Source organism: Sphingobacterium sp. BIGb0165 (assembly GCF_024810095.1).
Classification (GTDB): Bacteria; Bacteroidota; Bacteroidia; order Sphingobacteriales; family Sphingobacteriaceae; genus Sphingobacterium; species Sphingobacterium detergens.
Window position 1 is genome coordinate 321,524 of record NZ_JANUEB010000008.1, and the last position, 13,738, is coordinate 335,261.

Genomic DNA, 13,738 nt, shown 5'->3' on the forward strand with positions numbered 1-13,738 from the left:
TAAACCGAGTGAGAAGAGCTCATGAATACAATTGAAAATAAATACTTATAAATAATGCCTTAAAGGAAAAAGATGAGGCTGACACAAAATAAAAAATTTATACGGATGAAAAAGGTAATTAATAAAATAGGAAAGGTATTGGGACTAGTACTTGCGGCACCGATAAAGCTGCCTGCAAAGGCATTAAATATCGTCCAGTATTTTGTGCTGGGACTTGGGATCATCGAATCGGTCATAAACGAAGACGATCAGATGATAAGTGAAGGGGAGAAGGATGAAATAGGACCTGAAGATAAAGAGGGACGGCTCGAGGAACAGGCCCAAGATATGCAAAGGGTAAACCCCGCAGAGAAAGGAGTGATTGATGAAACTTAGTGATATGCGGTTGTCGGCAATTGGTGGCACACTCTGCGGTATCTGGGCGTCTTTTTCAGTAGGTGACCTGCTTAACGGCGCATTGACAGCATTGGTCGGAACGCTTGTGAGCTTCTTATTAAGCCGTCTTTTAAATCGGATATTTAAGCGTAAACAATAAAATGAATGCAAATGCGCTGCTTATATAATTTAACATTTTATAACAATTTCTTTTAAACGATTCCTGCTGCAGGCTGTTCTATTTATAAACAACGAAAGGAAATAGCATGAGCGAATTAACTTGGAAAGGCCGTTGAAATGAAATTAAAGGCAAAGTAAAACAGCAGTATGCAGATCTTACGGATGATGATTTATTGTATGCAGAAGGCAAAGAGGATGAATTGGTTGGTAAACTTCAGAAGAAGACTGGAAAAACACAGGATGAGGTGAATAGTTGGCTGAACGGATTGTAGAAATAAGTGTTTTTTGTGATAATAGGAAAAGCGGATAGCAGTAATGTTATCCGTTTTTTTTTGAAATAAGCCTAGATAGGTAAAATGTTTTGATGTTGCTATTTCAGTAATTCTGTACTGCGGGCAATAGCATGTTGATGTTTACGCAATATCTTTATCAAATAACTAGAAATATCTCTGCTATTTAGGCCAAATTCGATAACTTTAATAGAGAACTTAAATATTAAATCCAACAAAGCATGAATCATCATAATTTTATGAGCGCTATTGATCAGAGCATTTCTGAAGGCGTTAAAAGAGGTATACTTCATTTAACTCAGGAAGGTAATCTGACAACCGACAACCTTATTCGCATCAATGACTCCGAGTTAGTGAACTTTACCTCTTGCAGCTATCTTGGACTGGAGCATGATGAACGTTTAAAACGTGCTGCAATAGCTGCTATAGAAAAATATGGTGTGCAATTTTCCGAATCGAGAGCATACGTTTCCATTGATTTATATAGGGAACTGGAAGATTTAATGAGCGAGATTTTTGAAGCACCTACCATTGTTGCCCCGACGACAACACTCGCACATTTGTCTGCCATACCTGTTATTCTGGACGTTGGAGATGCTATCATCGCCGATCAGCAACTTCATAATTCGGTATTAAGCGGTATAAATGTATTTAGGGCAAATTGGCCAATTCACTTTGAAGTCCTCCGGCATAACCGCTTAGATGTACTGAAGGAACGCATCGAAACACTCCAAAAAACGTATAAAAGGGTTTGGTATTTTGCTGATGGGGTGTATTCTATGTTTGGTGATCGCTGTCCTGTTGATGAAATCTTTGATTTGTTGGATTCCTTTCCCACATTCCATACGTATATCGACGATGCGCACAGTATGAGTATAATGGGCAAAAACGGGAGAGGATACATACTTAGTAACCATACCATACACGAGCGAATGATTGTCGCCTCATCGATGGCCAAAGCCTTTGCTACAGGCGGAGGTATTTTGGTTTTCCCGAATAAGGAAATCGCCAGAAGGGTGCGTGCCTGTGGGGCTCCATTCAATTCCTCCGGTCCCTTGCAGCCAGCGACCTTAGGTGCTGCAGTTGCCTCTGCAAAAATCCATTTAACGGATGAAATATATGTGCTACAAACTGAACTGGCAAAGAGGATAAAATACGCAAACTCATTATTTAAAGCAACTTCATTGCCATTAATTTCGAATTTTGATTCGGGGATATTCTTCGTTGGTACATCGAGGGCCGAGCTGGCATACATTATTATGGAAAAAATGATCAAGCGCGGATTTTTGTTGAATATTGGGGTATTTCCTGCTGTGTCCAAAAACCATTCCGGTATAAGATTTACAATTACAACACTGCAATCCTTCGATCAGATAGAAAGAATGGTAAAGACGCTGAATGAAGTATTTTTTGAAATTTTAGGTGAGCATCAATATTCTGTTGATCAGATCTATAGCGCATTCAAGGTCGTCGCCCGTTTGGAGGATCGTCCAGCAGGCGAATTCATTAGCGAATATAGCCCTGAAAAAGAATAGAGCATACCATGCCATTTTCTGCTAAACGGAAAGTAAGGAGGGCATTGCTATTAGATGTCCTCTTATGAATTTTTGGAATTATTCTGAGAATATACGCTTTGCTATCCGGCAGACTCTTCGACCGAGTCATATGCCCACCCTAAAATGTTCTTGATCGAAGCTTTGATCCTGTTCAATCCCTCTGGGGTGGAGATGTCTATTTCACAGACGGTACTTTTTGTATGCGCTGCATGAAGAACAATATAATAGATTCCTGCAACCAGAATAGTGACAACTGCCCTGAGATCGAGGTCTTTGCCTTCAAGTTCTTTATCTGCAAAGGCAAAGAATAGTGCACTCATCTTTTCTCGTTCCTGCGAAATTTCAGACATTAGTGTAGATTCCTCGCAGATCTGCCAGGCCAAAATCTTTTGCATTTCTGTATTAGTAAGAAAATCTTCAAACTGATTTAATAATAAAGATTCCAAAAAACCTCTTGACCCTATCTCGGGCGCATTCCCAAAATATCCCACAGCGCTCATTGTCGCAGTAAGCCAATAGTCTTTACCCCTGATGTAAGTTTCAACTAGCTTGTCCAGTGTGCCGAAGTATAGACCAATGAGCTTTCGGTCTACGCCTGCCTCTTTTGAAATATTGGCAATGGTAAGACCGGGATAACCTTTTTCTTCAAGTACTTTGCCAACGGAAGCAATTAACTTCCCCATGGTTCGTTCTTTATTATTTTTTTCTCCTTGATATTTTTTTCTCGACTGTTGTTTATTGGCCATAATACTGCTTGAAATCGAAAGATTTAAAGATTAATATCAAATATAAAAAAATTAACTTAGCATACCTTTAATTAGTTAAAGAGTTGTAAGTTATTTAAACGATTGGTTATAAAAAATATTGCATCTTCTCCCCACTCATTATCTGAGTTGGTAGGCTTTCTGCTGAGCAGGCTGTTAAATCGGATATTCCGACGAAAATAGGAGCGGGGCATCTGCGCGAGTAGATGCCCCGATTTCGACGGTAAAAGTATTTATACGCTTGATCTGTATTAGTACTTTTTATATTTCGATTGATACGGGTCTTGTCTTGTGAAGGCTGCGATGGCATAAAGTTTGGATTTAACCTATCGATTTTTAATAAAATTTTGATTTACATATACACACGAACGATGAGAAAATTTATTCAAACTTTGGGATTAGGTATGCTTATTTTGACAGCGATAATCAGCTTCACATCATGCAGCAAAGATGATGATCCTGCAGACAACAATCTTTTTATCGGTAAATATGAAGGGAAGATCGCATTTGACGACCTGAAGGATAATAGTAAGGATGTCGCTTCTGCAGATGGTACCATTACAGTAACAAAAACCGGTAATACCTATAACTTTGCTTTTGGCAATAGTATTCCTAATCTAAATGGTGTTGACTTCGAAGAAAAGGACAATGTGTTGATTAATATTGGCTCGGCGGGTACTGGAGTAATTCGTATTGATGCCGGCAAATTAACGATCGGTTATACCAAAGATGACAAGGTCTGGACAGCCGATTGCCAGCGTAAATAACAGGAATAGATTGAATTCTTTTTTGAGCCATTGCCATTTTGGGAATGGCTCTTTCTATGTGCATATCCCTTCAGTTAGTTTCTTTTGGCATAAAGAGGCTTCTTCAAGATATCGCGCAGTTCCTCCTCCGTGTAACGTTTATTGCCACTTTGTAAAAGTTCGAATCCGCAAAAAAGTCGCAACCCGTTCATTGAAAAAAAACGATATTCATATATATCCCTAGAGTAACCGGTAAGCGCTTCCAGTTTGCTGCGTGGCATGCCTTGCGGATAACCATGTTCGATGCTTTTGGATTTATAGAGTTCCGCAAGCTGCTTTTTGCTGAGCTTGCAACGCTCCGGGGCCTTATGCGCTGGTTGCTGGCCGAAGGACTGGATAAAGTGGTTTAAGCGTTGGCCGGTTTTCCAGACCATCGCACCGGAAGTAACGCCCATTTTGGCTTCTAGCTCTTTTGTCGTTGGTGTTCTACCAAGCTCCTTGGCTAAACTCAAGTAATAATCTTTGATGCTAAATTTTGTTACAGGGGTTTTGGTACCTGCGAGATAACATAAGTTGTTCCAACCAAATTTTTCTTTCAGGTACCACACCGAAGGATAATTTTCTGGCTTTAGCCGATTGTAGTCTTTGTAATATTTGATACGATGTTTTTTGATTAACTTAATCACTTTCTCTTTGGCTTCGGCTACTGTCATCGTTGTAATCCGAAAGTAGCTAGGTAATTTGACATGCTCTAATACATCAGCCCAGCAGTTGACCTTAAAATGCCTGTAATAGGATAATGGGTTGTAGAGCCCGTTCTTCCTAGTGCAATCTGATATATTGGGCGATCGCCCTTGTTTGATATAAAATTTGACAAGTGAATTTTTTAGTTTTCCAATAGATGGTATCCGACGTTCATTTGCCTCAAAGCCTGCTGCGACGATAAACTTATTCCACGATCCGAAATACTTAGTTATACTCGATGATTTTGCTGAAAATTCCCTGCGCATAGGGATGCGTCCTTTTTGGCTATAAAAATCTTTTAAAAGGGCAAAAAGTTCGGCTTCAACTTCAATTTTTGTTTTATTGACGTTGGGCTTAAATCCTGCCGCACAAATAAAATTGTTCCATGTACCAAAATAGCGACGTGCGATGGTATTGATATTTTCCATCTCTCGCCGGACCGGTGTTCTGCCATGCTTGCTGTAAAATTCGTTCACTTTGGAAAACGCGTCGGCAATAATAACTTCTTGTGTTTGTTTCAAAATCCCCTATAAACTTGTTATTTTTTCTATATAGAAAAATATTCTGCAGTTTATCGATCTGAAAAGCTGCATATGAAATAACTAAATATAATAATATTTCCTCTTGATACAAGATATTTGTCTTACAAATGATTTAATACGGATATTATATTGCTTATCTCATAATAGAGGGAAATCCTACGTCCAACTTCAATATCGAGGTATTTCAATATGCAAATACCGAAAAAATTGACGGCAAATGCTAATAATATTAGTATTTTGTTTAAATTTGTACAATAACCAATTCAAAAAAATATGAAAAGTAATTTAACAACCAAATTTATAGATCCTACTACGGATTTTGGTTTCAAACGTATTTTTGGGTCAGAGCCCAACAAAGATTTGCTCATATCTTTTCTTAATGGCTTGTTTAATGGGCGCAAGGAGATTGTAGACTTAGTTTACAATAAAAATGAATATGTCGGCGACGCCGGAGATATTGGTTCGGTAATTTTTGATCTTACCTGCACTTCAATAAGCGGAGAGCAGTTCATTATCGAAGTACAGCGAAGTTCCCAGGTCAATCTTAAAAAACGAATGTTGTATTATGGCAGCAAAATTATTGCCGATCAGGCGCCCAAGGGGAATCGCAGAGAGTGGAATTATGCTATTAGCGAAGTTTACGTTATTGTGTTAATGGATGGCTTTGTTTTTCAGGATACAAACAGTAGAGATCAGGTGTTGCATGATATTTGTTTGTGTTACAGGGAGACAGGTGAGATTTTTTACGAAGATCTAGGGTTTATTTACATTCAATTGCTTAATTTTGTAAAAGCTGAAGAGGAACTAACAACGGATTTGGAACGTTGGCTCCATGTATTATGTCACATGTCAAACATGGATAAATTACCATCGTATCAACGACAGCCGATCTTTAAGAAGTTATTTAAAATTGCGGAATATAGTCACATGACAAAGGAGGAACGCGATATGTATAATGTAAGTCTAAAACGGAAGTGGGACGCAGAAGCTGTGCGCCAATATCAGGAGCAAGAGCTCGAAAAGGCAATAAAAAAAGGAATTGAACAAGGAATCGAACAAGGAATTGAACAGGGAATTGAACAGGGAATTGCAAAAAGTAAGCGTGAAGAACAGGCTAGAATTGAAGCAATGGTAATAGAAATGAAGAAGGCAGACTTATCCATACAGCAGATTGCTCAAATTACAGGATTGACCCAACAAGAGATCCAGAAACTTAAATAACGAGAATTTCCCAGTGGTAAATAATTGGTCTACGTCTATTAAGATAGGGGTAGACTTTTTTCGTAAAAAAGACCTCCTCCATTAAAGGAGAAGGTCCGATGTATAAATGTAGGGGTGATTTTTCTAATTTGCTGTCAATGCCACGGCATTGAGCTGTCTGGAAGTTCCATCGGGACCCACGGCTACGATATTATCAAAGATAACACGAGTACCCGGTACAATACCATTTAATGCCGAGGACATGCTGGAGCTCAATTGACCACCCGAAGTGGATAGGACAATAGCATCAGCCCGCGGCTTAGCCAGGATCATCGTGAACTTGGTGACCTTAAAAGAAGCATCAAAGTCAAAGTTGTCCAGTTTGGCAAATAAGGCATTCTGCGCTTTCAGTGCGACGGTCGCCATTGATCCGCCTGTTTTACCGGCAAATTTTGCAATAGGATCCGGGATTCTTTTGACACGAAACTCGGTTGAGCTCAGCGTCTGTGTTTTACCAGGAGCGACTTCGGCCGAGACGGAGATACGAGTTGTGCCAGGTGAACTTACCCGTACATTATATTTACCACCTCCTGCGCTGGATATACTGCCACCTCCGCTCATATTCACATGAACTTTATCCGTAGGTGTTCCCGGAGCGGAAACCGATATGGGATTATTGACCCCGATATACAGTACATTCATTTTATCCGGTGATACAACCGCCGAAGGACGGGCCACCTGATAGGTCTGCTGCGGTGTACGATATTCCTTAAAGGATCCATCTGTCTGTTTAACTTTGATAACCCCAGTCCATGAGAAGATACCCTCTCGATTAGTCGGTACCGAGTAGACACCTTTACCATCTACAATCTGTAGAGATGAGCCATTGACCGAAATTGCTGGTTCGGATTTGGAATCTGAGGCAGTCAAGAAGACCTCAGCTTTGTACGGTTGTCCCTGTACGAGGTACGAGGTAGGTGCCACGGCTACTGCGGCAAACTTATCCAGATTGACTACTGCCTGGTCCATTTTACCTAAGATAATCTTAACAACATCTGACTCTGCATTTTGTGCATCGGTCTGGATCTTCGTCAGAATGGTCATTGCTGCAGTCAATGGTGTGCCACTGCCAAAATTAATTTCTTCCCAGGATTTCTTGCCATTAACAGACTTTTCAGGATTCTTGGCTTCCAGAGAGAAGGAGACCATTTTCTGCTCCTCCGGGGTAAGCAATGCCAATAACTTGGCACGCGTGTCATTGATCTTATCCTTGAGGATAGTACCTTTTTTCTCGTTGATCATCAGATTGGGCGAGATATCTTCATTTTCCCGTTTGACAAGATCTCCTTTTTCTTCATCGTAACCACCGCCCTGTTTCACAAATTCTTCTTTCAGGGACAGAATATATTTATCCAATTCGCCAATAATGGCCTGCGCCTTTTTAGCTTTATCGTAAATAGGCTTTGCACGTGCCGGTTCTTCTTTTAACTTGGTATTTTCAAATGCAGCAAACAGCTGTTGTACAGCTGTATTGACATTTGACTTGGATGTTTCGAGACTATTATTGATATTTTTGAATGCATCCAAGATGGAATCCGGTACATTGAGCGCTAATAAGGCCAATAGTACCAGATAGAGGATGCCGATCATCCGCTGTCTTGGCGTTTCTCTTCCTAATGCCATTTTTTCTAATTTAAGTAATACAAGGTGGAAATTATATACGTGGCTGGTTCATAGCACTGAGCATATTGCCGTAGATAGCATTCAATGCATTGAGGTTTTTAGCCAGCTTGCCGACTTCTTCCTTGAACGCCTTGGAGTCGTCTAAGGACTCGTTGAAGTTCTGCATGGTATAGCTCAGGTTCTCGTAAAACTTATTCATGGATTGTAGGTGAGATGCAGAGTCGCGTAGTTCACGTTCGTACATGGTATTCAGCTGCCCTAGATTGGTCGTCAGGTTTTTCACCTGATCGTGGTAGTTTGCTGTATCGCCAGAGGTATTGGACATCGCCACGAGGTTTTCCGAAGCTTTTTCAAAAGCGAGGCTCAGGTTGTCAAATTTGGAGGTTGCTGTTCGGAGTTTCTGCGTAAATTCCTCGGTTGCCAATGAAACGTCAGACAGTTTGTTAATAGCTGATACCTTCTCGCTGAAGTCACGTAACCCACGGCCCAAGTTTTCGATACTTGCTGGCTCAATATTGGCGTCTGCAAACATTTTGTCCAAAGCGGCTGTCGCCGATGGGCCCGCAGGCTGTGCAACCACTGCTTTGCCACGAACAGGAAGTTCGCCATTGAAATTATCGTCCAATTCAGGATAGACACGGCTCCAGTCTGGTTCTGGCGCTGGGGGATTGAATCCCATCAGAAAGAAAAGTAGCGCCTCTACACCCAGTCCGATACCGATCATATAATTGGCTGTGCTACCGCCGATATGGAGAATCTTGAAGAGTACCCCAATAATGACGATACTTGCTCCCCAGGATATGGCCACATTCAGCCATCTTGAATTGTCTTTTTTCTTGCTCATTGTGATTATTTATGTTTTTGGTTTAATTTTTTTGATGCTTCTATTTTCGTTTGACTTTATCTGTATAAAACGGATTTGTCTATTTAATAGTATACATTATCGGGATATCATCCCAATTTTCGTTGATTGTGCAATAGACCCTCCCTAATTCAAAAAATATACCAAAGATCCCCATTGATCTAAATTTTGCACCCTTATTCAATCCATTTGAAATTTGAAATAGACTTTTTTTAAATAAAATAAACGTTCATTGGTCTCAATAGTTATATTGATCGTAAAAAGATAGAAAGCCCGTGGCTGATATGAAAATGTCTCGCTCAAGCAATATCTTTGTAAAGTAATTTTGAAATTAATATGCAGATTTTATTTCTTGTTTTATCGGGACTCTTGATCCTCCTTAGTTTGCTGCCTTTTATCCGCTGCCAGCACTGGATCTTTCGTGTGGCCGAGTTTGTGAAATTGCAGCTGCTGGTCTTTCAGGTGCCGGTGTTGGCCTGGGGATTTTATCTGCTTGCTGAATCACCATGGATTTGGGTAATACAGATTGTTCAGGCCTTGCTGATTGCTTATCATGTATTTATCCTGGTGCGTTACACTAAATTCTGGCGTAAGGATAAATACGAAAAAGGAAAAGATGCCTCGGATAGCATTAAAATTATATCTTGCAATGTGCTGCAGTTCAATAAAGAACATGGGCGTTTTATCGATTTGATCCGCAAAGAACAACCCAAGATCTTCCTGACCATGGAAAGTGATGCAGTATGGGAAAAGGCTTTAAGGGTACTGGAATCGGACTATCCAAATGTTGTCAAGGTAACTTTGGACAATACCTATGGGATGCATTTTTATACCAAGCTGAAAGTCAATAAAAGTCAGATTCACTATTTTGTTGCAGATGATATTCCAAGTATTGAAGTCGAATTGGAAACGGAAGATGGCCATCGTTTTGTCTTTTTTGCGGTACACCCTCCCCCACCGAGTCCGACAGAGGAAGAAAATTCCAAAGAGCGGGATGGTGATCTGCTCAGTGTGGCAAAAAAGGTACGCGATTATAAAATGCCCGTAGTGGTTACGGGTGACTTTAACAATGTGGCTTGGGCTAGATCCTCCGTCCTGTTTAAGAAAACCAGCAAGTTGATCGATGCGCGGATAGGACGTGGAATCTTATCTACATTCCACGCCAATTATTGGTTTTTCCGGGTACCCTTGGATTTGCTGTTCCACAGTCCAAATGTATTTATAGATAAGTTGTTTATTTATCCTTCGGTCGGTTCAGATCATTTCCCTATGGGCTGTACCTTTTTTATCGACCGTTATTCGGATGAACAGGCTGAAGATATCGAACACCTTGAGCAGGGGGAAATGTCCGAAGTAAACGAGCTTATCATCGAAGGCCGTGAGGAGGAAAGTGATAATCGAAAGTAGGGCATAAACTATCGTCCTATCTTTAGCTTATATTCCTTTAAAGAAGCGACCGAGAAATAACCCAGCGCATTGTTGGATATATTGGATCTGGGGTTACCTGGGGCTGCATTACTCACATTATTATTTTGGTATTCGCTCCAGTATCGATACGCTTTTTCATCCACACAGTAACGGCGAACGATGACCTCGTCGCTTGGGGATAAGTCTGTCTCTAGGTCAGAGATGTAATGTGTCACTTTTAACCCATCATTGAACTGGTCTGATTGTGCATCGGCAAAGCGAAAGGGGCCACTATTGATAGATAATGTATAGATATAATAATTGGAAATCTTGGCGGGATCTTTAAAAGTCAGTGTAGCAAAAAAATAGGTTTTTCCAGTGAGACTTTTTTCTGAGATGCCAGTGGAGTCCACGGCGACATAGCTTGGCATCTGACAGCTCGAGCTGTATTGTTGTTTTTGTACGGTAACATTCAGCGCATAGCTCCTGCCGGCAACGGGTTTAAAGCTGCGATGGATATAATAACCATCTTTTTCATATTGAAAGGAATAGATCCTATTTTCATTGTCTTTTACAGATACTGTGGCATCTTTGATTCCGGAAGTATTGACGAGATCGGTAAATCCAACGGATCTCGAGACGCGTATCCGCTGTACTAAACTCGCGTCAGACAGCTGGGCGTCAATAACAACGCGGGCCGCAGCTTTATGGAGATCGAGATCCATTTTTTCCTCACAGGACGAAATGAGTAGTAATAGACAGGATAGGATAGAAGATTGTCTAACATTCATGGCGTTTAAAATTTAAAATTCCAGGTAACTGAGGGGACGATGCCAAATAAAATTATTTTATAAGCTTCTGTCAGGTTGGGGTTGGTTTTGTTCTTCCGAAAGTCAATAGTATAAGCGTTTTTGCGGTTGTAGGCGTTATATATGCCAATTGTCCAGCTGGAATGAAAACGTTTATTCGTATGATGTGGATCGTAAGTTGCCGATAAGTCTAGGCGATGGTAGTCCGGCATACGGTAGCCATTCCGTTCTGTATAGTAGAATAAGGACTTGCCGTTGACAAGGTACTTTCCACTGGGAAAGGTAACGGCATTTCCGGTATTGAAGACAAATGTTCCGCTAAGTGTCCAGTTGTTTGAAAGCGCATAATTCGCCACGACCGAGAGATCATGTGTACGATCCTGACGCGCATTGAACCAATTTCCGCCATTGATCCCGTTAAATTTACGACGGCTCTTGGAAAGGGTATAACTAATCCAGCCCTTTAGCCGGCCGCTGTTCTTACGGAGGTAGCCTTCCAATCCATAGGCCCGGCCTACACCAAAGAGTAGCTCCCCTTCAAAATAAGCATTGGCCTGTAATGTTGCACCATTGCGTATATCAATCTGATTGCCCAGACGCTTATAATAGGCCTCTACCGAAAAATCATATTGCTTGTTCGCAATAGTACGAAAATATCCCAAAACGGCCTGGTCCACACGTTGTGGTTTGATATTTAGACTGCTGAGGGCATATTGGTCAGTAGGAAGACTTGCCGTGGTATTGGTCAGTTGATGAAGGTTTTGCACGATGCGGTTATAGGAGGCTTTTAAGCTGCTGTGTTCATCGAGCAGCAGGCTGGCAGACAGGCGTGGTTCCAGATTGATATAGTGTTTAGCAATCTGGCTGTTATCCCGCTTTTCAGAAATAGGCTTTCCGTTTTCGTCAAATTGATAGAAAGTCCGTTTGCCTAAAACCATAAAATCATGGAGATGGATGCCATAGTGTATAGATAGATTCGTTGTAGGTTTCCATTCATGGGAGATATAGCCCCCTAGATCGATCCCGCGCTGGCTTTCGATAGCGGTCGGGTTGACAGATTGACTCTTACCGGTAGCGAGATTGGCTGGCCGGATGGATTGGGCCAATGCAGCTACCCCAAGCCGAATGGTATTATTGGTATTCGCATAATAGGAAAAATCCTGCTTGGCATTGATATTCCGAATTTTGGAGGCGACCTGAAAATCAATCTGCTCACTGGAAACACCTGCCTGATAATCGAATCCACTGTAAATAAGGGAAGTGCTGCTGGATATTTTATCACTGAATCGGTGGTTCAATCGTGCTGTTGCAGTGCTGTTCCCCCAAGCAATATTAAAGAGGTCGCTGTATTTTAATTTGTCTTTGCCATGATAGCCCGATAAGTATAGGCTGGTCTTCTTCCCAAGATTAAAACTGAGCTTGGCATTTAAATCATAAAAATACAGGTTATTATTATCCATATCTTTACTTTTGGCCAGTTTTAAAAAGGAGTCTGCATAGGAGCGGCGGCCACTGAATAGAAAAGAACTCTTGTCTCGGACAATTGGTCCTTCAAATTTTAACCGGGAAGCGATAATCCCTAGACCACCTTCGCTGGAAAATTGCTGTTTGTTACCATCCAACATAGAAATGTCTAAGACTGAGGAAATCCGTCCGCCAAATTGGGCTGGTATACCCCCCTTGTAGAGTTGAACATCCTTGATCGCGTCCGAATTAAAGGTAGAAAAGAATCCCAGCAGATGCGAAGCATTATAGACGGTAGCTTGGTCGAGCAGGATTAGGTTTTGTCCACCATCCCCGCCACGTACATTGAAACTGGTCGAACCTTCTCCACCACCTTGTACACCGGGTAAAAGTTGTATTGTCTTTAATAGATCCTTTTCACCAAATAATACAGGCAGACGCTGAATGTCCCTCATATCAAGATGAATGGTACTCATTTGCGGATCATCGAGCGCCTCACCCTTTTCTTTTGCCGATACAACAACTTCGGCTATTCGATTGGCAATGGGCTTTAGATCAAAATTTCTTTCACAGGATTGGAATAGTTCAATCGTAACGACCTGTTGCTGATAGCCGATGTAACTGATCGTAAATCGATGTATTCGCTGAGGTAGTGTGATACTGTAATGCCCCAGTAGGTCTGAAGTGGCGCCTATGCTGTCATTTACACTATTAATAATTGCTCCGTTAAGCGGCTTTCCGGTGCTTGCATCTCGAATGATACCACTTAGTACAGCTTCTTGTGCTGAGACAATAAAAGGGGAAAGTACAAGAGAAATGGGAAGAAAATACTGAATTATTGGACGCATTTTTGGCTCTTATCTGAATTGATTTGTATACAATAAAAAATGAAATGATGTATTAACCCTTTATTAATATTTGTTTTGATAGTTTAAGCGAATCTCACGGCATAATGTCTCCTATTTTTGTTCGGTTTAGCTATTATGTAACGCTTTTGGTACATTGAATATTGTTCTAAACCTGTTAATTAAGCGGCAGATTTACTTGATATCAGCATATTGATTTACAGGGGTAAAAAACAGTATGATGGATATTTATTTAGAAATGTGTAATTTA

The 13,738-nt window shown here is 40.9% G+C and carries 13 protein-coding genes; 7 read left to right on the forward strand and 6 right to left on the reverse strand.

Features of this window, described 5'->3' with window-relative positions; all coding sequences use genetic code 11:
- Positions 1-105 precede the first annotated feature (105 nt).
- From M2408_RS19745 to M2408_RS19760, 4 genes are all read left to right on the forward strand, one after another.
- Positions 106-375 (forward strand): hypothetical protein, encoded by a 270-nt coding sequence (locus M2408_RS19745; protein WP_259186052.1) that lies wholly within the window; start codon positions 106-108, stop codon positions 373-375.
- Positions 365-535: a hypothetical protein gene (locus M2408_RS19750; RefSeq protein WP_259186054.1), complete on the forward strand. Its 171-nt coding sequence runs from the start codon at positions 365-367 to the stop codon at positions 533-535. Before M2408_RS19745 ends, M2408_RS19750 begins: the two co-directional genes overlap by 11 nt.
- 142 nt (positions 536-677) lie before the next feature.
- Entirely contained in the window at positions 678-827 is a 150-nt protein-coding gene (locus M2408_RS19755; protein WP_259186172.1) for a CsbD family protein, read from the forward strand.
- A 239-nt stretch (positions 828-1,066) separates the two neighbouring features.
- Positions 1,067-2,380 (forward strand): aminotransferase class I/II-fold pyridoxal phosphate-dependent enzyme, encoded by a 1,314-nt coding sequence (locus tag M2408_RS19760; protein WP_259186056.1) that lies wholly within the window; start codon positions 1,067-1,069, stop codon positions 2,378-2,380.
- A 101-nt stretch (positions 2,381-2,481) separates the two neighbouring features.
- Here M2408_RS19760 and M2408_RS19765 read toward each other — a convergent pair whose 3' ends face one another.
- Complete coding sequence (locus tag M2408_RS19765; RefSeq protein ID WP_259186059.1) at positions 2,482-3,147, reverse strand: TetR/AcrR family transcriptional regulator; 666 nt, start codon at positions 3,145-3,147, stop codon at positions 2,482-2,484.
- A gap of 389 nt (positions 3,148-3,536) precedes the next feature.
- Here M2408_RS19765 and M2408_RS19770 point away from each other — a divergent pair, with 389 nt between their 5' ends.
- Positions 3,537-3,932 (forward strand): hypothetical protein, encoded by a 396-nt coding sequence (locus M2408_RS19770; protein WP_259186060.1) that lies wholly within the window; start codon positions 3,537-3,539, stop codon positions 3,930-3,932.
- A gap of 74 nt (positions 3,933-4,006) precedes the next feature.
- Here the strand turns inward: M2408_RS19770 and M2408_RS19775 are convergent, their stop codons facing one another.
- A complete protein-coding gene (locus M2408_RS19775; protein ID WP_259186062.1) occupies positions 4,007-5,176 on the reverse strand; it encodes a homing endonuclease associated repeat-containing protein in 1,170 nt (389 codons plus the stop codon).
- Positions 5,177-5,470: 294 nt separating this feature from the next.
- Between M2408_RS19775 and M2408_RS19780 the strand changes: the two genes are divergently transcribed.
- Positions 5,471-6,418, forward strand: a complete 948-nt coding sequence (locus tag M2408_RS19780; RefSeq protein WP_259186063.1) for an Rpn family recombination-promoting nuclease/putative transposase — start codon at positions 5,471-5,473, stop codon at positions 6,416-6,418.
- 123 nt (positions 6,419-6,541) lie between these two features.
- On the opposite strand, the gene gldM is transcribed toward M2408_RS19780, so the two are convergent.
- Positions 6,542-8,080, reverse strand: a complete 1,539-nt coding sequence (gldM, locus tag M2408_RS19785; RefSeq protein ID WP_259186064.1) for a gliding motility protein GldM — start codon at positions 8,078-8,080, stop codon at positions 6,542-6,544.
- A 31-nt stretch (positions 8,081-8,111) separates the two neighbouring features.
- Positions 8,112-8,924 (reverse strand): gliding motility protein GldL, encoded by an 813-nt coding sequence (gldL, locus tag M2408_RS19790; RefSeq protein WP_259186068.1) that lies wholly within the window; start codon positions 8,922-8,924, stop codon positions 8,112-8,114.
- 354 nt (positions 8,925-9,278) lie between these two features.
- On the opposite strand from gldL, the gene M2408_RS19795 reads away from it, so the two are divergent.
- A complete protein-coding gene (locus M2408_RS19795; protein ID WP_259186070.1) occupies positions 9,279-10,349 on the forward strand; it encodes an endonuclease/exonuclease/phosphatase family protein in 1,071 nt (356 codons plus the stop codon).
- 8 nt (positions 10,350-10,357) lie between these two features.
- Here M2408_RS19795 and M2408_RS19800 read toward each other — a convergent pair whose 3' ends face one another.
- On the reverse strand, positions 10,358-11,140 hold the full coding sequence (locus M2408_RS19800) for a DUF4249 domain-containing protein (RefSeq protein ID WP_259186071.1): 783 nt from the start codon (positions 11,138-11,140) through the stop codon (positions 10,358-10,360).
- 5 nt (positions 11,141-11,145) lie between these two features.
- The gene (locus M2408_RS19805) at positions 11,146-13,470 is read right to left on the reverse strand and encodes a TonB-dependent receptor (RefSeq protein WP_259186073.1); all 2,325 of its coding nucleotides are present in this window, start codon (positions 13,468-13,470) and stop codon (positions 11,146-11,148) included.
- Positions 13,471-13,738: the final 268 nt, after the last annotated feature.